The 21,147-nt window shown below is 57.2% G+C and carries 18 protein-coding genes; 12 read left to right on the top strand and 6 right to left on the bottom strand.

Features of this window, described 5'->3' with window-relative positions:
- The 4 genes from aroA (at position 1) to METAL_RS02225 (ending at position 4,108) form a co-directional block, all read left to right on the top strand.
- Complete coding sequence (gene aroA / locus METAL_RS02210; protein ID WP_005369202.1) at positions 1 to 1,323, top strand: 3-phosphoshikimate 1-carboxyvinyltransferase; 1,323 nt, start codon at positions 1 to 3, stop codon at positions 1,321 to 1,323.
- Positions 1,323 to 1,985 (top strand): (d)CMP kinase, encoded by a 663-nt coding sequence (gene cmk, locus METAL_RS02215; protein ID WP_005369208.1) that lies wholly within the window; start codon positions 1,323 to 1,325, stop codon positions 1,983 to 1,985. The genes aroA and cmk overlap by 1 nt, the downstream gene beginning before the upstream one ends.
- 89 nt (positions 1,986 to 2,074) lie before the next feature.
- Positions 2,075 to 3,733 (top strand): 30S ribosomal protein S1, encoded by a 1,659-nt coding sequence (gene rpsA, locus METAL_RS02220; protein WP_005369209.1) that lies wholly within the window; start codon positions 2,075 to 2,077, stop codon positions 3,731 to 3,733.
- Between the two features lie 69 nt (positions 3,734 to 3,802).
- Positions 3,803 to 4,108 (top strand): integration host factor subunit beta, encoded by a 306-nt coding sequence (locus METAL_RS02225; RefSeq protein ID WP_005369210.1) that lies wholly within the window; start codon positions 3,803 to 3,805, stop codon positions 4,106 to 4,108.
- 337 nt (positions 4,109 to 4,445) lie between these two features.
- On the opposite strand, the gene METAL_RS02235 is transcribed toward METAL_RS02225, so the two are convergent.
- Together METAL_RS02235 and METAL_RS02240 are read right to left on the bottom strand one after the other, a co-directional pair.
- Entirely contained in the window at positions 4,446 to 4,925 is a 480-nt protein-coding gene (locus METAL_RS02235) for an FKBP-type peptidyl-prolyl cis-trans isomerase (protein ID WP_005369211.1), read from the bottom strand.
- Positions 4,926 to 5,164: 239 nt separating this feature from the next.
- Complete coding sequence (locus tag METAL_RS02240; RefSeq protein WP_005369212.1) at positions 5,165 to 6,826, bottom strand: ATP-binding protein; 1,662 nt, start codon at positions 6,824 to 6,826, stop codon at positions 5,165 to 5,167.
- A gap of 411 nt (positions 6,827 to 7,237) precedes the next feature.
- On the opposite strand from METAL_RS02240, the gene METAL_RS02245 reads away from it, so the two are divergent.
- Positions 7,238 to 8,293 carry an AI-2E family transporter gene (locus METAL_RS02245; protein ID WP_005369213.1) on the top strand — a complete coding sequence of 352 codons (1,056 nt, stop codon included), beginning with the start codon at positions 7,238 to 7,240 and terminating at the stop codon, positions 8,291 to 8,293.
- 66 nt (positions 8,294 to 8,359) lie between these two features.
- Here METAL_RS02245 and purM read toward each other — a convergent pair whose 3' ends face one another.
- Complete coding sequence (gene purM, locus METAL_RS02250; protein WP_005369215.1) at positions 8,360 to 9,397, bottom strand: phosphoribosylformylglycinamidine cyclo-ligase; 1,038 nt, start codon at positions 9,395 to 9,397, stop codon at positions 8,360 to 8,362.
- A 216-nt stretch (positions 9,398 to 9,613) separates the two neighbouring features.
- Here purM and METAL_RS02255 point away from each other — a divergent pair, with 216 nt between their 5' ends.
- From METAL_RS02255 to METAL_RS02265, 3 genes are all read left to right on the top strand, one after another.
- The gene (locus tag METAL_RS02255) at positions 9,614 to 10,177 is read left to right on the top strand and encodes a hypothetical protein (RefSeq protein WP_005369219.1); all 564 of its coding nucleotides are present in this window, start codon (positions 9,614 to 9,616) and stop codon (positions 10,175 to 10,177) included.
- Positions 10,178 to 10,378: 201 nt separating this feature from the next.
- A complete protein-coding gene (locus tag METAL_RS02260; RefSeq protein WP_051040266.1) occupies positions 10,379 to 10,927 on the top strand; it encodes a methylated-DNA--[protein]-cysteine S-methyltransferase in 549 nt (182 codons plus the stop codon).
- Positions 10,928 to 11,201: 274 nt separating this feature from the next.
- Positions 11,202 to 12,674 (top strand): RimK family protein, encoded by a 1,473-nt coding sequence (locus METAL_RS02265; RefSeq protein ID WP_005369233.1) that lies wholly within the window; start codon positions 11,202 to 11,204, stop codon positions 12,672 to 12,674.
- A gap of 265 nt (positions 12,675 to 12,939) precedes the next feature.
- Here the strand turns inward: METAL_RS02265 and METAL_RS02270 are convergent, their stop codons facing one another.
- A complete protein-coding gene (locus METAL_RS02270; RefSeq protein ID WP_040578271.1) occupies positions 12,940 to 13,842 on the bottom strand; it encodes a serine/threonine protein kinase in 903 nt (300 codons plus the stop codon).
- A 169-nt stretch (positions 13,843 to 14,011) separates the two neighbouring features.
- Positions 14,012 to 14,968 (bottom strand): IS5 family transposase, encoded by a 957-nt coding sequence (locus METAL_RS02275; RefSeq protein ID WP_005369238.1) that lies wholly within the window; start codon positions 14,966 to 14,968, stop codon positions 14,012 to 14,014.
- Between the two features lie 98 nt (positions 14,969 to 15,066).
- Here METAL_RS02275 and METAL_RS02280 point away from each other — a divergent pair, with 98 nt between their 5' ends.
- The 3 genes from METAL_RS02280 to METAL_RS02290 all read left to right on the top strand — a co-directional run bounded on the left by METAL_RS02280 (position 15,067) and on the right by METAL_RS02290 (position 17,955).
- A complete protein-coding gene (locus METAL_RS02280) occupies positions 15,067 to 15,933 on the top strand; it encodes a YicC/YloC family endoribonuclease (protein WP_005369240.1) in 867 nt (288 codons plus the stop codon).
- A 50-nt stretch (positions 15,934 to 15,983) separates the two neighbouring features.
- A complete protein-coding gene (locus tag METAL_RS02285) occupies positions 15,984 to 16,457 on the top strand; it encodes a BclA C-terminal domain-containing protein (RefSeq protein ID WP_005369242.1) in 474 nt (157 codons plus the stop codon).
- 352 nt (positions 16,458 to 16,809) lie between these two features.
- A complete protein-coding gene (locus METAL_RS02290) occupies positions 16,810 to 17,955 on the top strand; it encodes a glycosyltransferase family 2 protein (RefSeq protein WP_005369244.1) in 1,146 nt (381 codons plus the stop codon).
- Between the two features lie 231 nt (positions 17,956 to 18,186).
- On the opposite strand, the gene METAL_RS02295 is transcribed toward METAL_RS02290, so the two are convergent.
- Complete coding sequence (locus METAL_RS02295) at positions 18,187 to 18,528, bottom strand: hypothetical protein (RefSeq protein ID WP_245549445.1); 342 nt, start codon at positions 18,526 to 18,528, stop codon at positions 18,187 to 18,189.
- Between the two features lie 1,244 nt (positions 18,529 to 19,772).
- Between METAL_RS02295 and METAL_RS02300 the strand changes: the two genes are divergently transcribed.
- Positions 19,773 to 20,918: a glycosyltransferase family 2 protein gene (locus tag METAL_RS02300; protein WP_005369249.1), complete on the top strand. Its 1,146-nt coding sequence runs from the start codon at positions 19,773 to 19,775 to the stop codon at positions 20,916 to 20,918.
- The last annotated feature ends 229 nt before the right edge of the window (positions 20,919 to 21,147 follow it).

Consider the following 21,147-nt stretch of genomic DNA (forward strand, 5'->3'; position numbering starts at 1 on the left):
ATGAGCAAATCCATTACCTTCAAAGTCAATCCGGGCGGCAGTTTGAAAGGCGAGGCGCGGGTGCCTGGCGACAAATCGGTTTCGCACCGTTCGATCATGCTGGGCTCGCTGGCGGAAGGTGTCACCCGCGTCAAAGGCTTTCTCGAAGCCGAGGATGCGCTGGCGACCCTGCAGGCGTTCCGCGACATGGGCGTCGAGATCGAAGGCCCGGTCAACGGCGAACTGACCATTCACGGCGTCGGCAAGCATGGCTTGAAGGCGCCGGAAAAGGAATTGTATCTCGGCAATTCCGGCACCTCGATGCGGCTTTTGAGCGGCCTTCTGGCGGGGCAGGCGTTCGATGCCGTGTTGACCGGCGACAAATCGCTGTCGGGCCGGCCGATGAAACGGGTTACCGAGCCGTTGAAAACGATGGGCGCCGAAATCAAAACCACCGAAAAAGGCACCGCGCCTTTGCGTATCACCGGCAAGGACGGCCAACTGAACGGAATCGATTACACGATGCCGATGGCGAGCGCGCAGGTCAAATCCTGCCTGCTTCTGGCCGGGATGTACGCGCAAGGAGACACTTCGGTGACCGAGCCCGCGCCGACCCGCGACCATACCGAACGGATGCTGGCCGGCTTTAATTACCCGGTCAAGAAGGAAGGCAACAAGGTCACGATCAATGCGGACGGCAAACTGACCGCCTGTGAAATCGACGTGCCGAGCGACATTTCTTCGGCCGCGTTTTTCCTGGTCGGCGCCTCGATAGCGCCCGGTTCCGACCTGCTCTTGAAGCATGTCGGGATCAACCCGACCCGCACCGGCGTGATCGACATTCTGAAGCTGATGGGTGCCCGTATCGAGGTGCTGAACGAGCGCATCGTCGGCGGCGAGCCGGTCGCCGATTTGCATGTGACTCACAGCCGGTTGAATGGCATCGACATTCCGGAAGAACTGGTGCCTCTGGCGATCGACGAGTTTCCGGTGCTGTTCGTCGCCGCCGCCTGCGCGGAAGGCCAAACCCGCCTGAGCGGCGCGGAAGAACTGCGCGTGAAGGAATCCGACCGGATTCAGGTGATGGCCGACGGCCTGAAGATTTTAGGCGTCGATGCCGAGCCGACGCCGGACGGGATGCTGATCCAGGGCGGCAAGCCGATCGGCGGCGGTACGGTCGAGTCGCACGGCGATCACCGGATCGCGATGGCGTTTTCGATCGCGGGCCTCAAGGCGCATGCGCCGATCACGATTCTGGATTGCCTGAACGTGAACACTTCCTTTCCCGAGTTCAAGGATCTGGTCAAACGGCTCGGCCTCGACATCAGTGTTGCGGAGGCATGATGGCGGTTCCGGTGCTGACGATCGACGGGCCGAGCGGGGCCGGCAAAGGCACGGTCAGCCGTTTGGTCGCCAAGATGCTGGGCTGGCACTACCTGGACAGCGGTTCGATTTACCGTTCGCTGGCGCTGGCCGTGTCGAAGCAGGGGATCGATTTGGCCGACGAGGCGGGGATTGTCAAGGCGGCAGAGGCGATGCGGCTCGAATTCGAATGCGGCGAGGAACTAACCGTTAGATTGAACGGTCAAGACATTACTGCAGAGATTCCTTTGGAAAGTACCGGAAATAGGGCTTCGACCGTCGCGGCCATCCCGGAAGTCAGGCGCGTCCTGTTGAAAAAACAAAGAGATTTCAAGCAGTTGCCAGGGCTCGTCGCGGACGGCCGCGATATGGGTACGGTGGTGTTTCCCGAAGCGCCTTTCAAGGTGTTTTTGACCGCAAGCGCTTCGGAAAGGGCCGTGAGGCGATATAAACAGTTGAAAGAAAAAGGAATTGATGCTAATCTAGTGCAAATAACGAATGAGATAGAAGAGCGCGATCGCCGCGACAGGGAGCGGGCAACGGCCCCTTTAGCGATGGCGAGCGACGCGCTTTTTCTCGATTCTTCCGATATGACGATAGACTCAGTCGTCGAGGAAATCCTGAACTTAGTCCGCAAGGGTTAATAAACGGCCGCAATCTCCGGATATGCGGTTTTCATCCACTTTAACATTAATTATGCCGGCCGTTCTGCGGCGGGCGGGATACGAACAAAATGAGCGAAAGCTTTGCTGCGTTACTTGAAGAAAGTTTAAACAAGACGAAAATGTCGCCAGGCGACATGCTGATCGGCACCGTTGTCGACATTGAAAACGACATGATCATTGTCAGCACCCATGCCAAGTCGGAAGGCGTGATTCCGAAGTGGCAGTTCCTGAACAACGATGGCGAATTGGAAGTCAAGATCGGCGACGAAGTCGAAGTCGCATTGGATCTCTTCGAAGACGGCTTGGGAGCTACTCTTCTGTCGCGCGACAAAGCGAAGAAGAACAAGGCCTGGGCCGAACTCGAAAACGCCTTCGAAAAAAGCGCCACCGTGGTCGGCCGGATCAACGGCAAGGTCCGCGGCGGCTTTACCGTGGCGGTCGGCGCGTTGCGCGCGTTCCTGCCGGGTTCCTTGGTCGACGTGCGCCCGATTCGCGACACCGCGTTCCTGGAAAACCGCGATCTGGAATTCAAGGTCATCAAGATCGACCAGAAACGCAACAACGTGGTTCTGTCCCGCCGCGCCGTCGTCGAGAAGGAATACAGCGAGGAGCGCGAAGAACTGCTGAAGACGCTCGAAGAGGGCGCGGTCGTGACCGGTATCGTGAAGAACCTGACCGACTACGGCGCATTCATCGATCTCGGCGGCATCGACGGCCTGCTGCACATCACCGACATGGCATGGCGCCGCGTTCGCCATCCTTCCGAGTGCGTCGAAATCGGCCAGGAAGTGAAGGTCAGGGTACTGAAATACGACAAAGACAAGAACCGCGTCTCGCTGGGCATGAAGCAAATGGGCGAAGACCCGTGGCAAAACATCGCCCGCCGTTATCCTGCGGGCCACCGCGTATTCGGCAAGGTCAACAACCTGACCGATTACGGCTGCTTCGTCGAGATCGAAGAGGGCGTCGAAGGTTTGGTGCACGTCTCCGAAATGGACTGGACCAACAAGAACGTCAATCCGTCCAAGATCGTCCAGTTGGGCGACGAAGTCGAAGTGATGATCCTGGAAATCGACGAAGACCGCCGCCGTATTTCGCTGGGCATGAAGCAGTGCAAGATCAATCCGTGGGATGAATTTGCGGCGACCCACAACAAGGGCGACAAGATTTCGGGCAAGATCAAATCGATTACCGATTTCGGCATCTTCATCGGCCTGGAAGGCGGCATCGACGGTCTGGTGCACATGTCCGACATTTCCTGGGCGGACGACGGCGAAACCGCGGTACGCGATTATAAGAAAGGCGACGAGATCGAAACGGTCATCCTGGCGGTCGATCCGGAGCGCGAACGCATCTCGCTGGGCATCAAGCAGCTGGAACAGGATCCGTTCCAAAACTTCCTGGCAACCCATGAAAAAGGCAGCCTGGTCAAGGGCGTGATCAAGGAAGTCGATGCGAAAGGCGCCACCGTCACCTTGGCCGATTATGTCGAAGGCTATATCCGCGCTTCCGAAATCCAGCGCGACCGCGTCGAAGATGCGCGCACGCTGCTGAAGGAAGGCGAAACCGTCGAAGCCAAATTCATCGGCGTCGACAAGAAGAGCAAGTCGATTTCATTGTCGATCAAGGCGAAGGATCAGGACGAAGAAACCAGCGCAATCAAGGACTACACGCAACAATCGGCTACGCCGACGCTGGGCGATCTGTTCAAGCAAATTGAAAAATAAACACCATCGATCCGGGATGCGCCGTTCGGCGCATCCCATTCATGCTTTTAATTTTTCGCAGGATTGAATGTGACAAAATCCGAACTGATCGAAGCATTGGCCCGGCAGCAGCCTCATCTCGCCATCAAGGATGTCGAACTGGCGGTCAAATGCATCATCGAAAAAATGAACCACGCCTTGTCTACCGGCGATCGGATCGAAATCAGAGGCTTTGGCAGCTTTTCTTTACACATGCGTCCGCCGCGCATAGGGCGGAACCCGAAAACCGGCGAATCGGTCGCTCTGGCCAAAAAGTTTGTTCCGCACTTCAAACCCGGCAAGGAATTGCGGGACCGCGTGGACAGCTCTGCCGATAAATATGAAATCACCGGCTAACCGAAACGGTTTGCCGACCTCCCTTCCTTTATCTCCATTGAATTGCCTTGTAAAAGCATCGGGGCAATGAACACGGCTTGACAAAAACCAGAGCGGACACACTTTCGTAGGGTACGCTTTGCGTACCTCATTGGAGCAGTCCAGAAGGCTTCGAAACGGTGCGCGGAAGCGTATTGCGCGGGTTTGTAATTTCCGTCAAGCCCTATCCCTTCCTTCATCGGAAGTCAAAGTGGCATCGGAATAAATCCGTGTGAGAACGGGGGGTATTTTAAAAGAAAATCAGGGGCGCCTGTTCCAGCAAGAGGTCGGCGCACCCTGAAGGTTAGCTTATTGCCGCTTAATGATGGCAGCCTGAGCTGTGAATATGTCCGTGATCGAGTTCTTCCTGCGTGGCCGGCCTGACGTTCACGATTTCGACGTCGAAGGTCAGCGGCACCCCGGCCAGCGGATGATTGCCGTCGATGGTGATGTTGTCGCCGTCGATGTCGACGATCGAGACGATACCGGGTCCCGAGCTGACTTCGGCATGAAACTGCATACCGACTTCGAGAGGGTCGATGCCTTCGAACATCGAACGCGGAATGACCTGTACCCGCTCCGGCATGAATTCGCCGTAGGCATCCTCGGCCGGAATGCGTACCGTGAATTGATCGCCGATTTCTTTACCTGTCAATTCCTGCTCCAGGCCGGAAATGATGTTGCCTTTGCCGTGCAGATAAACGAGCGCATCGCTACCGATGGAGCTGTCGATCACTTCGCCTTCGTCATTGGTCAGCGTATAGTGAATCGAAACCGCCATATTGTTAGCTACTTGCATGATGTAAACCCATAGTGATATAAATCTCTATCATATCGGTTTAATCCGGCTTTGTCAGAAAAATATTGCGAAATATCAGCAAGAAAGCCGGAGATCGCGCCCATATTCCGGCACGAAATCCGTAGGGTACGCTATGCGTACCTTGAACAACGCTTCTGCAATGTAACATTTCGAAAAGGTACGCACAGCGTACCCTACGGGAATTTCGAAGCGATGCGCCTTTTTTAACCGGGATAGCCTTATTTCCGCGTCTGCGTCCGCCACAAATTGACGATATCGGCTACGTCGAGATCGGCCCTGCCTTCGCGCCAGCCGGTGAAATAATCGACGTCGTTGCTTTTCGGTTCCGGATTCGGCCGGTAGATCTGTACGCGCGTTGGCAGCGGCGCGGCTTCTCCGACAACCAGGGCCTCGCCACGGCCGAGCGAGGTCAGGATGTCGGTCAAGTCGCCTTCCGCCTCGGGGACGAGACCTCTGATATAAGCCTGGTCGTCCGGATTGGTGGTGCGCAGGCAAATGAACGAACTGCATTGAGCCAGCATCGTTTCGGACAGTTCGGTCGGCCGCTGGCTGACCACGCCGATCGAGACGCCGTATTTCCGGCCTTCCTTCGCGATTCGTTCCATCATCCGCTTGGTGCCGTCGAACTGGCCGCCTTTCTCGCGCGGAATATACGCATGCGCTTCCTCGCAGATCAGCGTGATCGGAAATTCGCGCCGGTGCGGATTCCAGTAATTGAATTCGTAGGCCAGCCGGCCGACCTGCGCCGAGACGGCCGGCCTGACGTCGGTCGGCACCGAGCTCAAATCGACCACCGTGATATTGGCTTTTTTGTGGCCCAGGCCCACGAATTCGCCGAGCAGTTCGGCCATGCTCTCGGAATTGTTCCGGCGTTTCGGCTTTAACAAAAAGTCGTAGCGTACGTCGTTGAAGCGGCTTTGCATCCGGATCAGAAACTCGTCGAACATGCCGAACAGTGCGCCTTGCGATTTGCCGAAATCCTTCCGTTCCTCGTTCGCGGCCTTGAACTGCATATACATCTCGGCGAGCGAGAAATAGATCGGCGTATCGATCGACACGGTCGGCAGTCCGATCCGCTTGGCTTCCTTGCGTTTGAGCTGTTGCAGAATCTCGCGCATGTACGACATCTGGATCGTCGCGCCCTTGTCGTCGCGGTCGATGAACAGGTCGACCAGTTCGGCATAGGTCATCATCCAGTACGGCATTTCCATTTCCATCGCGTCGATGTAATTGACCTGATTTTCCGCGAAGGCGGACTGCACGACGCCGTTTTCGTCCTTCCAGCAATACTCGCCGTGCAGGTCGAGCATGATCAGATGGGTTCTGGGCATCGCCCGGATCGTATTCTGGATCAGGCTGGTTACGGTCCAGGATTTGCCGGAGCCGGACTGGCCGAGAATCGCGAAATGCCGGCCGAACAACGCGCGCGGGTCGAGGCTCAAATGGTAATCCTTGTGCGCCGACAACTGGCCGATGAAAAACTGGTAGCTCCGGTATTTCGAAAAAATCGCGTTGATCTCGTCGAGCCCGACCGCATAAACCTTGGCGCCCGGCGTCGGATAATGGCGCACGCCGCGCACGAACAGGCCGTCCTCCTGAATCTCGCCGACCGGGATCAGCGAGATGAAGCGATCCGATTTGCGGGCGCCGTTACCGTCATAGCGATCCCTTTCCCAGATCTTGAACACCAGCGCCAGAACCCCGATGTTCGCCTGGCGGATCACTACATAAGAGCCGATATGGCCGGCCAGAATCTCTTCATTGCCGACCTTGATGATCGGCAGTTCGCTGGCGTGTTCGTCGGCGATCCGGGCTTCCATCCCGTCGCCGCGGACTTCGGATAAATAGCCGATATGAATGGGGGCTTGTTGTTCGGACATTCTTGAACCTATCTAAAATGAAGCATTGCCATTAAGATTAGATCAGTTCGGCCAGAGTTGAAGGAAACGGGCTTCGATCTCTCCTGTACGGAGAGCGGGCCGAAGCGGAGCGGTAAGGCGGGGGACAAGGTGCGGATTGGTTTGGACAAGGGCACGCAGGACTTTACCCGTTGCGAAGACGGCGGCAAGGATAGCTGTGCCGGCGGCTTGAGAAAGTTACCGGTACCCGGCCGAAATGAATATTGTAGGGTACGCTGCGCGTACCCTTGGGCTTGAAAAGGTACGCACAGCGTACCCTACTGCGGAAGCATACAAGCGATGTTGCCGCCATTATGAATAGACGGCGGTTGCCGCGTTCTGCAATTCTAGGCATACTCATTTCCAAGATAATCTTTTCCAGGAACGCGCTGCATGACCGACTCGCAAAAATGGCTGCTGTTTTCGATCACCGGTCTCGCGGCCTGGCTGACTTATCTGCTCGCGCCGATACTGACGCCCTTTGTGGTATCGATGACGCTGGCTTATCTGGGCGATCCGCTGACCGACCGGCTGGAGCGGTATCGGCTGTCCCGAACGCTGGCGGTTACCTTGGTCTTTCTTGCGATGACCCTGATCTTCGTCCTGATTCTGCTCTGGCTGGTTCCCCAGCTTGAACGGCAGATCGGACACTTTATCGACAGCCTGCCGGCCTATGCGCAATTCCTGAACGAAAGCGCGATTCCGTGGCTGAACCGGCGTTTCAATTTCGATGTCCGGCCGTTCGACACTCAGGCCCTGGTCGAGCTGATCAAAAGCCATTGGCAGAGCGCGGGCGGCGTTGCGCAGTCACTGCTGCGTTCGCTGTCGCATTCCGGCGGAATGCTCCTGGGTTGGCTGATGAACCTGCTGCTGGTCCCGGTCGTGACGTTTTATCTGCTGCGCGACTGGGACAGCCTGATGGCCAAACTGTACAATCTTTTGCCCCGGCGTATCGCGCCGAACGTCGCCGAGCTGACCGGCGAATTCGATACGGTCCTGTCGGCGTTCCTGCGCGGGCAATTCTACGTGATGCTGGCTTTGGGCACGATTTACAGCGTCGGGCTCGCGCTGGTCGGAATCGATCTGGCCTTGCTGATCGGCATGACGTCCGGCCTGCTCAGCTTCGTGCCGTATCTCGGCACGGCGATCGGGATCTTCAGCGCATCGTTGGCGGCATTGCTGCAGTTCCAGGATACGGTGCACCTGCTCTGGGTTCTGGCCGTATTCGGCGTCGGCCAGGTGTTGGAAGGTTCGGTGCTGACCCCTTTGCTGGTCGGCGACAAGATCGGGCTGCATCCGGTCGCGGTGATTTTCGCGGTGCTGGCCGGCGGGCAACTGTTCGGGTTTATCGGGATCCTGCTGGCATTGCCTATCGCTTCGATGATCATGGTCGTGCTCAGGCATGCGCACGACTGGTATAAGGACAGCGATTTTTACAGCCTGACTTGAAAACGCATAGACCTGCCAGGTTTTAAAAACCTGGCAGGTCTTCGGATGGGAGTCGGGTTCGGAACGTTAGACGTAAACGACCTTCGGGTTGCCTTCGCCGCCGATCAGCTTGCCGACCGGATACACCGTTTCGCCCAAAGCGGCCAGAATGTCCGATGCCGCCTGTTCGTCTTCCGGCGCCACGCAGACGATCATGCCGATTCCGCAATTGAAAGTCGTCAGCATATCGGCCTCGGCGATACGGCCCTGCGCCTGCAGCCACTCGAAAACCGGCGGCATTTGCCAGGCCGAAAGATCGATCTCCGCATGGGTGCCGTCCAGCAGGACGCGGGGCAGGTTCTCGGTGATGCCGCCGCCGGTAATGTGCGCCAGCGCATGCACGTCGATTTTTTCGAGCAGCGCCAGCAGCGGCTTCACATAGATCCGCGTCGGCGTAAGCAGGGTTTTGCCGAGCGTTTTGCCTTCGAACGGGGCGTCCAGGGCGGCGCCGCTGACCGCAAGAATCTTGCGGATCAGCGAATAACCGTTCGAATGCGGACCCGAAGAGGCAATCCCGAGCAGCTTGTCGCCGACCTTGACCTTGCTGCCGTCCAGCGCCCTGCTTTTCTCGACGATGCCGACGCAAAAGCCTGCCAGGTCGTATTCGCCGTCCGGATACATGCCCGGCATTTCCGCCGTTTCTCCGCCGACCAGCGCCGCGCCGGCTTGCTCGCAGCCCTTGCCGATGCCTTCGATCACCGCCGAGGCGGTGTCGACGTCGAGCTTTCCGGTCGCGAAATAGTCGAGAAAAAACAGCGGCTCGGCCCCTTGCACGATAATGTCGTTCACGCACATCGCAACCAGATCGATGCCGATCGTATCGTGCACATTCATCTCATTCGCCAGCTTCAGCTTGGTGCCGACGCCGTCGGTGCCGGAAACCAGAACCGGCTCGCGGAAGCGGTCCAAAGGCAGCTCGAACATCGAACCGAAACCGCCCAATCCCGCCATCACGCCGGGAATCCGCGTTCTTGCCGCAATCGGCTTGATCCGTTCGACCAGGCTGTTGCCGGCTTCGATATCGACGCCGGCGCTTTTGTAATTCAGGCTCTGTTGCTCGCTCAAGGCAGTGCTCTCTCAATAAAATGCAATCGGCTTATTGTACAAGACAACCCGCATTTTGGGCGAACCTGTCGAAGGGCTTTTTAGGGCGAAACGGCCGATAGGTTTCTAATCAGTAAAAACTTTACGGTTGAATTTACATCTAAAACTCATTAAAGTGCGTCGGATTGGTTCCTCGGCAGGGATGGATTTTTTCAAAAGTCACTGGTAGGTATGTCTATGAAAACAAGAATAATAAAAGTTATATCCGTCATCGCGATCCTTCTGACGGCGCAATCCGCGTTCGCCTACAAAGACGAAAAGGTGGAAGAAACCTGCAAGAAACCCAAATTCACCGACTTCACGTTGAAAGAATACATCGAACCGGAAAGGGCTGAAGTTTCCCCGGAAACCGCGTTCGAATTCAAAGTTTCGGCCTGGTCGAACCCGAGCACGATCCGCCTGACCGGCAAAGGCGAAAAAATTCCTTTTACGGTCGAAAGCAACAGCAGCTTTCACCGGGTCAAAGCCAAGCTGCCTGCCAGCCTGAACGGCAAATTCGTCCGGATCAATGCCGCGGTCAAAGCGGTGTTGGGCTGCGAAGAGAAGGAGGGTTGGCTGGTCAAAGTGGCCGAAAGCGCCCCAGCCGCCCCGGCGCCGGCAACGCCTGCGGAGGAGGCCAAGCCTGAAAATGCCGAGCCGGCGCCACAAACCGAAGCCCCTGCCACGCCTTCCGCACCGGCGAATCCGGCGCCTGCGGGAGCGGCCGAATCCACCCAACCCGGGGCATCCGCACCGCAGTAATGCTTTTTCGCTGCGCCGGATTCTTCGAATTTGCCCGGCGCAACTGCCGATCTTCCGCAAACGGAAGATCGGCGCTCCGTAACAAAAACTGTTTTTACGCAAAATCGGCAAGAACTCTTTCGATGCCGGGCGTTCTAATCCGGAAAAATATTTTCGATAGCTTCCCGGCATGTGTTTCATTCCTCTAACCCCCAAGCTTCCATGAGCGCGTCCGACAATCGCCAAGGCCCTGTACGCGGCCGTATCCGCTATGCGCTCGGCCAATCTGCCTTGGGCGCGGTGCTGGCCGCGATGAGCGAGCGCGGCCTTTGCGAAATCGCCCTGGGAGACGATCCCGATGAACTGGCGCGCGACTTTCAACGGCGTTTTCCGGAGGCCGAGCCAGCGAGCGGCAAGGAAGCCGAAGCTTGGCTTGTCAAAGTGATCCGTTTTGTCGAAATGCCGGCATCGGGTTTGGATCTGCCGCTGGATATCCGGGGCACCGCGTTTCAGCAAAAAGTCTGGCAAGCGTTAAGACAAATTCCGGCCGGTACGAAAGTCAGCTATACGGACATCGCGGAACGGATCGGGGCTCCGAAGAAGTCGGTGCGCGCAGTCGCCGCCGCCATCGCCGCCAATACGCTGGCAGTGGCGGTTCCCTGTCATCGCGTGATCAGGGCCGACGGCAGCTTGTCGGGCTACCGCTGGGGCGTCGAACGCAAGGCCGAGCTGCTCCGCCGGGAAAGCGGGGTCGGCGGGTCCAACCGATAAGCCGCCCGGCCTGCAGCCCAGGCCCCGAATTTGCCGCAAAAGCAAAGAAATGGATATGCGCTTGTCGACGCAAACGCGCTGTTTTCCTGCCGAAGCGCATCGAGTCCTCGTTTTTTATTAAGGGATTGCCGCCTTACTTTCAGGCACCCGCAGGCTCCGGCATTCATGCCCCGTTAATATCCGGCAGAGTACGGTAATCCCGCCGATCGCGGCTAAAATGATCCTGTTCTTCAAAATCCATACATTAATCCGCATTTGAGGGAATCAATTTTCTATGGCGCGTACCGTACTGGTTGTTGACGATCTGGCCGACTGGAATCCGTATTATCCCAGCGAGCATGTGATCACCTTTGAAACCTATCTGGCCACCGAGCAGAGCGGCGCGGACGAACGCGTACGGGTAATCAATCTGTGCGGCAGTTACAAGTACCTGTCAGACGGCTATTACTGTTCGCTGCTGGCCGAAGCGCGCGGCCATCATGTGATCCCCTCGGTCAAGGCGTTGAACGATCTGGGCAGGAAAGCCCTGTACCGGCTGCAGATCGAGGATTTGTCGCAGGCGCTGGACAAGGCCTTCAAGACCAAAAACAAACACGAAGAAATCAAGCTGCTCAGCTATTTCGGCACCACGCTGGACCCGGATTTTCAGGATCTGGCGCGGCTGCTCTTCGAACGCTTTTCGTGCCCCGTGCTGGAAGTTACCCTGAGCTACCGGGACCGGTGGGAAATTACCGCGTTGCGCGCAGTTTCCCACCGGAGTCTCGACGATGCGCAGCAGACGCTGTTTGCCGAGGCGCTCGACCGGTTCAGCAAGAAGGTCTGGCGCAAGGGACGTGCCCGCAAGGCGATGCGCTACGATCTCGCGATTCTGGTCAACCCGGAAGAAAAGCTGCCGCCGAGCAACGCCGGCGCGCTGAAAAAATTCATTGCGGCCGGCCGGCAGTTCGGAATCGACGTCGAGCTGATTACCCAGCAGCATTATGTCCGCTTGCCGGAGTTCGACGCTTTGTTCATTCGCGAAACGACCGCGATCGATCATCATACTTACCGCTTCGCCAAAAAGGCCGAGGCGGAAGGGCTGGTCGTGATCGACGATCCGACTTCGATGCTGCGCTGTACGAACAAGGTTTACCTGGCCGACCTGTTTCGTACCCATAAGGTGCCTTCGCCGAACGCCTGGCTGCTGCACAAGGGTAATTCGATGCACCTGGACCGGCTGGAGGCCGAAGCCGGCTATCCGGTCGTCATCAAGATCCCGGACGGCTCGTTTTCGCGCGGTATCGTGAAGGTGAACAACCGTCAGGAACTTGAGCAAAAGCTGCCGGAGCTGTTTCAAAAATCCGCGCTGCTGCTGGCCCAGGAATTTCTTTATACCGACTTCGACTGGCGCATCGGCGTATTCAACAACCAGCCGCTTTACGCCTGCCGCTATTATATGGTGAAGAATCATTGGCAAATCTACCGGCACGGCGGCAGCCGCACAGATTCCGGCCATTTCGAAACCCTGCCGACTTTCGAAGTGCCCCGAGTCGTGATCGACGCGGCTCTGAAAGCCACGCAGCCGATCGGGAACGGTTTTTACGGCGTTGACGTGAAGGAAAAAAACGGCAGGGGCTACGTGATCGAAGTGAACGACAACCCGAATATCGACAGCGGCATCGAAGACAGATTTCTGGGCGACGAACTCTACCGGCTGATCATGAAGGAATTGCTGCGGCGAATGGAAAATCGCAGCAAGGGAATCTAAGGATTGGGTCGATTATCACTTTCCCCTGTCGTTCCCCGCCGGGCGTTTATCGTGATACCCTTTTGCCGGCTTGGACTACACCTCAAAGAATACAAACCGCTGTAGGGTACGCTGTGCGTACCATTGGCGGGGTGAAACGGTACGCACAGCGTACCCTACCAATTGCGTCAAAGTCCGTAGGATGGGTACGGATGCAGGAGGTAGGGCAATGCATGGAGCAGTTGCCGAGAGGCGTCAGCCGAAACCCATCGTGAATAGCTAACGGCTACGCTTCGGCGTTGAGCGCCGCGCGGAGTTCGGCGGCCGATTGCGGCCGGTCTTGCGGAGAAACCGCCATCGCCCAATCGATGGCGTTCAACAGCGGCTCGGAGTATTTCCGCTTGAACAATTTTACCACAGGCTCCAGGGCGTCTTTTTCGGCCCGTTCGGGAGCCGGTTGCGGCGATTTCATTTCCAGGCAGACGCGCATGCTGGCGCCTATCGCATAAATGTCGGTCCACGGCCCGAGCGGAGTGCAAAGATCATATTGCTCGACCGGCGAAAAGCCTTTCGTCAGCACTTTGGTCTTATGCTGGGGATTGGCGCAGGGAAAGCTCTGATAAGCGCCGAAATCGAGCAATACCGAATCGTTGCCGGGCTGCACCAGAATATTGGCCGGTTTGATGTCCAGATGCAGAAAGCCGTGCTGGTGAATATAGCCGACGCCGTCCAATAAGGAATTGAACACCGCCTTGACGAAGGCTTCGGTGATATTCCAGGATTTCCTGACCAGTAATTTTTCGAGCGTGATGCCGTAGTTGTAGACCATCACCATATAAACGGTCGAATTGGCTTCGAAGAAATTGATCACCTCGACGATATTCGGATGCTTCAGCGTAGCGAGCACCCGGGCCTCTTCGAAAAACAACCGGCGGCCGCGCCTGAACATGACGCGGGATTCCTCGTCGTTCAACACGACCACATTGTTCCAGGTCCGATGCGCCAATTTGCGCGGCAGGTATTCCTTGATCGCAACCTGCACCTGATCGGAAGTCTGCCGGGCCAGATAGACTGAGCTGAATCCGCCGTGCGCCAATTCCCGTTCGATCACATACTGGTCTATAATGGTGCCGGTTTGCAGATAATTCCACTCTTTGGGATATGTTTCGGGTTCGTAATATTCCGCCATCTTTCCACTTCGCTTTAAGGAAGCTCTGAATAAGTGGTTTTTATAAGCGACACCGTGCGACATCCGTGGCACCTCGCCGAAAATGGGCAAATCCTTCCCGGCAGCGCCCGCTATCGGGGTGATTTCACTCAGTGTTCTCGGTTTTCCAGGGCGAAGGACAAAGGTCTCCCTAGGTCGGCTGCAGCGCCTGCCGAACGTGATAAAGATTGCCCAGGGCAAACAGCAAGTAGAGTTGTTGGGCATTCTTGAACAGCCCCCGGTAACGCACTTTGGTATAGCCGAACTGGCGCTTGACGATCCGGAACGGATGTTCGACCATGGCGCGTAACGGCGCCAGCATGTGGTTGTGAAGGGCTTGCTCTACCGGCAACTCCTCACCCTTCCCCCGCTTGAACGGAAAGGCCCAAACCGGCTCACCTTCCAGGCGATCCGCCGCCAGATTCCGGTCCTTGCGGGTATAGGCCCGATCGCCCAGCACGACCCGTTCCTCGCCGTGCAGCAACGCCTCCGTCATGACCCCATCCGCCACCTTGGCGGTGGTCATCTCCACAGTATGCACTAACCCCGACTCGGCATCGACCCCAATGTGCGCCTTCATCCCAAAGTGGTAATTGTTCCCTTTCTTGGTCGAACTCATCTCGGCATCCCGTTTGCGCGCCCGGTTCTTGGTGGACGGCGGGGCAGCGATTAATGTCGCATCGACGATCGTGCCTTGCCGTAGCAACAGGCCTTTTTCGGCCAACAGCGCCGCCGTTTCATCAAATAGGGTTTGTGCCAACTGATGGCGTTCCAGCAGATGCCGGAACTTGAGGATCGTGGTTTCATCCGGCAGGGCGTCCTCGCCCGCATCGAGCCCGGCAAACTCGCGCAGCAGCGGCATGTCGTGCAATACTTCCTCCATCGCCGGATCGGAATAGCCGAACCACTGCTGCATCAGGTGAATGCGCAACATCGTCGCCAAGGGAAAGGGGCGGCGGCCTCGGCCCGCTGTCGGGTAGTGCGGCGCTATCCGGCTCGTCCACAAACTCCAAGGCACTACCTGCTCCATCTCTTGGAGAAATTGCTGCCGCCGAGTCTGTTTCGGTTTCTTCACAAACAGTGGGGCACTGAGTCCGAGTTGCTTCATGGCGGGCACCTATCGAAAATGGCAAGCTGCGGATATTTTATCCCAGGCGTAGGACTTATTCAGAGTTTCCTTAAAGCCCTGTTTATTATAGGTGATGAATGACTAAAAGTATGACCGCGTTTGCCAGCGGCGAGGCCGAGATCGGCGCGCTGACGATCAACTGTGAACTGCGGTCGGTCAATCACCGCTATCTCGACATTTCGATCAAGCTGCCGGAACGCCTGCGTTTTGCCGAAGCCGATATCCGTTCCGCGATCACCGCGAAAATCAGCCGTGGCAAAATCGAATGCACACTGACCTTTAAGAAACTGGCCAAGGACTCGCCGAGTTTGTTCGTCAACCGGGAAGCGGTCGCCGCGCTGCTGGCCGCCGCCCAGCAAATCGAGGCGCAAATGACCGGCCCGTTGTCCTTCTCCGCACTCGATGTGCTGGCCTTTCCGGGCATTCAGCAGGAGCCCGAGCTGGACAAGGAAACGCTGAACCGGGGTATCGCCGAACTGGTCGGCCAGACCCTGCTGAAACTGCTGGAGGTACGCGAACGGGAAGGCCGGCAACTGCAAAGCCTGATCCGCGACCGCTGCAAGAAAATGCAGCTTCACGCCGCCGCCGCAAGGAAACGGATTCCGGAAGTGCTGCAGGCGATCCGCAACAAACTGAAGGACCGCATTGCGGAGCTGGTCGCGCAGCCCGATTTCGACCGCCTCGAACAGGAACTGGTGTTCCTGGCGCAAAAGCTCGACATCGACGAGGAACTGGACCGGCTGGAAACGCATATCACGGAAGTGCTGCGCGTAATCGAGCAGGGCGAGCCGGTCGGGCGGCGGCTCGATTTTCTGATGCAGGAAATGAACCGCGAAGCGAACACGCTCGGCTCCAAATCGGCCGACAAGGAAATCACCAAAATCTCGATCGAACTGAAAGTGCTGATCGAGCAGATCAGGGAACAGATCCAGAACATCGAATAGCGCCAGCAAGGTAGGATGGGTAGGGCGGATTCGCCGCCAGGCAATCCGCCATGGCTTTGAAGCCTGTCGGCGTTTTGCTATCGCGAAAACGCCCTACGGTACTTAACGGCATGGATTATAAACGCCGTCCCGCTCATTATGTCTATGAAGGGGTGTCTGGAGGAGATGTTATTGTCGGGGGAGACACTGACGTTTCTTTTTCCAATAACGGGCCGTTGGAGGGAATTGCTCATACCACCGGCTCATCAGTGTCCATAACCTCGACCGGCACCTATAAGATCGATTATAAAGTCAATCTCACGGATGGTGTCGGGGCCGCAATAGCGATCGCAGTCAACGGCACAGCTAATCAGTCAACGTCTGTACCCGTCCTGGCTGCACCAGGCCAAGTTTCCGGCACGGCTATTTTGGACCTGAATGCAGACGACATAATCACGCTCCGTAATGATTCTTCGGCGACATCATTTACTTTGAGTGGCGAGGCCGGGGTCGATGCGCAGTTGAGCGTCTTGCGCTTGGATTAAGAGCCGGAGCTGTAACAGCGATTGCACCGAACGGCACAAAATCGATCCGTCCATGTCGATATCCGTATCGGCGTGCGGCGGACGTTGTGCCGGTCGCGGTAAGTCGTGTAGGTCGGGCACGCGCTTTTTGTGCCCGACATTTCCCACGCCTTGAAAAGTGACAGGGTTTTAGACCCGCGCCATATTCCGAAGCATGATCGCCACATGGACGTCGGGCAACGATAAAACCGTTGCCCGACCTACGCGGTTGAACAATTGTTTTTCTGGTTCTGTCCAGAGTGGGAAGAACCCACTTGCGTTTATCGGGAGGCAGGCCGGTTTCCGGCCTGCCGCATGTACTACAGGAGGTTTTATGGCCCGTATCGGCCTGTGTATGATCGTCAAAAACGAAGCGCCGATCATCCGCCGCTGTCTGGAAAACGTGCAGCTTTTGGCGGACTACGTGCTGATCGTGGACACCGGTTCCACGGACGGCACGCAAGCGGCGATTCACCGGTTTTTACATGAACGGTCCGTGCCCGGCGAAGTGATCGAGGAGCCGTGGCGCGACTTTGCCTATAATCGCAGCTTTGCGCTGCAAAAGCTCCGGGAGCATCGGGACATTGACTATGGTCTGATGATCGATGCCGACGAGGTGCTGGTCTATGAGCCCGGCTTCGAACCGAAGCGTTTCAAGCAGGGGCTGACCCTGGACCTTTACGATATCGAAACCCGCTACGGCAATATCAGTTATACAAGGCCGCAGTTGTTCAGCAATCGGCTGGACTTTTGCTACAAGGGCGTCTTGCATGAATATCTGGACGGCCCGCCCCCGTTGTCCCGCGCGCGCGCCAGCGGCTTTTTCAACCGTCCCTTGCAGGACAGCGCGCGCAGCCATAACCCCCAAAAATTTCAGGACGACGCCCGTTTACTGGAAGCCGCCCTGGCCGAGGAAACCGATCCGTTCCTGATTTCCCGCTATACCTTTTACCTGGCGCAAAGTTATCGCGACAGCGGCGATCACGCGCCGGCGCTGCAGGCTTACCTGCGCCGCGCAGGGCAGGGATTCTGGCGGGAAGAGGTCTTTGTCAGCCTGCTCAATGCCGCCCGCCTCAAAGAGCGTTTAGGGCATGAGGCGGCCGAGATCGTACAGGCCTTCATGGCGGCGCATGAAAGTCTGCCCAACCGCCTGGAAGGGCTGCATGGCGCGGCCCGTATCTGCCGGATCCACAATTTATACCAGCAAGGCTACATTCTGGCGCGGCATGCCTTGCGTCTGCCGCCCCCCGCCACCGGCTTGTTCGTCGAAGCCTGGATAGCCGATTACGGCTTGCGGGACGAGTATGCCGTACTGGCCTACTGGACGGGACATTACCGCGAAACGTTCGATATCTGTCTGCAATTGTTGAAGGAAAACCGGGCGCCCGCCAACTACAGGCCGCGCCTGCGCCAAAATGCCGAGTTCGCCATAAGCAAATTAAACCAGCCCGAATTGGCCAAATTGATTCCGGCAATCTGACTGCCTCATATAAATCAAGGTCAACAGGATGCTTTTGCCCGCGAGGAAAAATGGGTAGTACCGTTAGGTCGGAGCCTGTAAGGCGGAACGCGCCAGCGGTTCCGCCGAAGAGTGGCCGCCAATTGGCGGATCGCCTGTCGGCATCCGCCCTACTTATAAGATTCGCGGGTCATTGCCACACGCACAGCAACTTTTTTTTTGAGAGAGGTCTTTTTTGGGATGCGGTAGCGTTCAACTGTAACGGGTTTGCCGCTCGACCGTCGCCAGCCGGCGCAAATTGCCCAGCACCTGCGTCAGTACCGCCGAATCGGTATCGAGCGGATATGCCATATACGACGGCAGTTTGAATTCCGGACTGCAGGGGACGCGGTGCAGGCGCCTTGCCCAGACGAAGGATTCGGCCATCCGGATCGGCAGGAAACACGAGCCGCCGTTGGACAAAATCAACTGAATGCCGAGCCAGCCGATATTGACCACTTGCGCGGGTCGCTCCATATCGGGATAGAAGCCGCTGTGCTGAGCGTAAAACTCGGGCCCCCAATCGACATAGATATAGTCGTGTAGGTCGGGCACGCGCTTTTCGTGCCCGACATTTCCCACGCCTTGAAAAGTGACAGGGTTTTAGACTCGCGCCATATTCCGAAGCATGATCGCCACATGGACGTCGGGCTACGCGGTTGAACAATTGTTTTTCTGGTTCTGTCCAGAGTCGTGTAGTCGCGTAGGTCGGGCACGCGCTTTTCGTGCCCGACATTTCCCATGCCTTGAAAAGTGACAGGGTTTTAGACCCGCGCCATATTCCGAAGCATGATCGCCACATGGACGTCGGGCAACGATAAAACCGTTGCCCGACCTACGCGGTTGAACAATTGTTTTTCTGGTTCTGTCCAGTCGCGTAGGTCGGGCGCGCGCTTTTCGCGCCCGACATTTCCCATGCCTTGAAAAGCGACGGGGTTTTAGACCCGCGCCATATTCCGAGGCATGACCGCCGCATGGACGTCGGGCAACGATAAAGCCGTTGCCCGACCTACGCGGTTGAACAATTGTTTTTCTGGTTCTGTCCAGTCGCGTAGGTCGGGCGCGCGCTTTTCGTGCCCGACATTTCCCATGCCTTGAAAAGTGACAGGGTTTTAGACCCGCGCCATATTCCGAAGCATGATCGCCACATGGACGTCGGGCTACGCGGTTGAACAATTGTTTTTCTGGTTCTGTCCAGAGTCGTGTAGGTCGGGCACGCGCTTTTCGTGCCCGACATTTCCCATGCCTTGAAAAGTGACAGGGTTTTAGACCCGTGCCATATTCCGAAGCATGATCGCCACATGGACGTCGGGCAACGATAAAACCGTTGCCCGACCTACGCGGTTGAACAATTGTTTTTCTGGTTCTGTCCAGAGTCGTGTAGGTCGGGCACGCGCTTTTCGTGCCCGACATTTCCCACGCCTTGAAAAGTGACAGGGTTTTAGACTCGCGCCATATTCCGAAGCATGATCGCCACATGGACGTCGGGCAACGATAAAACCGTTGCCCGACCTACGCGGTTGAACAATTGTTTTTCTGGTTCTGTCCAGTCGCGTAGGTCGGGCACGCGCTTTTCGTGCCCGACATTTCCCATGCCTTGAAAAGTGACAGGGTTTTAGACCCGTGCCATATTCCGAAGCATGATCGCCACATGGACGTCGGGCAACGATAAAACCGTTGCCCGACCTACGCGGTTGAACAATTGTTTTTCTGGTTCTGTCCAGAGTGGGAAGAACCCACTTGCGTTTATCGGGAGGCAGGCCGGTTTCCGGCCTGCCGCATGTACTACAGGAGGTTTTATGGCCCGTATCGGCCTGTGTATGATCGTCAAAAACGAAGCGCCGATCATCCGCCGCTGTCTGGAAAACGTGCAGCTTTTGGCGGACTACGTGCTGATCGTGGACACCGGTTCCACGGACGGCACGCAAGCGGCGATTCACCGGTTTTTACATGAACGGTCCGTGCCCGGCGAAGTGATCGAGGAGCCGTGGCGCGACTTTGCCTATAATCGCAGCTTTGCGCTGCAAAAGCTCCGGGAGCATCGGGACATTGACTATGGTCTGATGATCGATGCCGACGAGGTGCTGGTCTATGAGCCCGGCTTCGAACCGAAGCGTTTCAAGCAGGGGCTGACCCTGGACCTTTACGATATCGAAACCCGCTACGGCAATATCAGTTATACAAGGCCGCAGTTGTTCAGCAATCGGCTGGACTTTTGCTACAAGGGCGTCTTGCATGAATATCTGGACGGCCCGCCCCCGTTGTCCCGCGCGCGCGCCAGCGGCTTTTTCAACCGTCCCTTGCAGGACAGCGCGCGCAGCCATAACCCCCAAAAATTTCAGGACGACGCCCGTTTACTGGAAGCCGCCCTGGCCGAGGAAACCGATCCGTTCCTGATTTCCCGCTATACCTTTTACCTGGCGCAAAGTTATCGCGACAGCGGCGATCACGCGCCGGCGCTGCAGGCTTACCTGCGCCGCGCAGGGCAGGGATTCTGGCGGGAAGAGGTCTTTGTCAGCCTGCTCAATGCCGCCCGCCTCAAAGAGCGTTTAGGGCATGAGGCGGCCGAGATCGTACAGGCCTTCATGGCGGCGCATGAAAGTCTGCCCACCCGCCTGGAAGGGCTGCATGGCGCGGCCCGTATCTGCCGGATCCACAATTTATACCAGCAAGGCTACATTCTGGCGCGGCATGCCTTGCGTCTGCCGCCCCCCGCCACCGGCTTGTTCGTCGAAGCCTGGATAGCCGATTACGGCTTGCGGGACGAGTATGCCGTACTGGCCTACTGGACGGGACATTACCGCGAAACGTTCGATATCTGTCTGCAATTGTTGAAGGAAAACCGGGCGCCCGCCAACTACCGGCCGCGCCTGCGCCAAAATGCCGAGTTCGCCATAAGCAAATTAAGCCAGCCCGAATTGGCCAAATTGATTCCGGCAATCTGACTGTGGCGGCTCGCCTGGCGGTGAATCTACTACCAATACAAGGATGGGCTGAGGCACGAAGCCCATCGTTCGCGATCGATGCGCTTCGCTGCGTTCAACACATCCTACGGCTCTTGTGTAGGGCGGATTCGCCGCCAGGCAATCCGCCCGCTTTGAAGCCTGTTGGCGTTTTGCTATCGCGAAAACGCCCTACAGCCCTCACATCCTGCGCGGGTTGTTTGGTCCGCGT

It is taken from the genome of Methylomicrobium album BG8, from assembly GCF_000214275.2.
GTDB lineage: Bacteria > Pseudomonadota > Gammaproteobacteria > Methylococcales > Methylomonadaceae > Methylomicrobium > Methylomicrobium agile.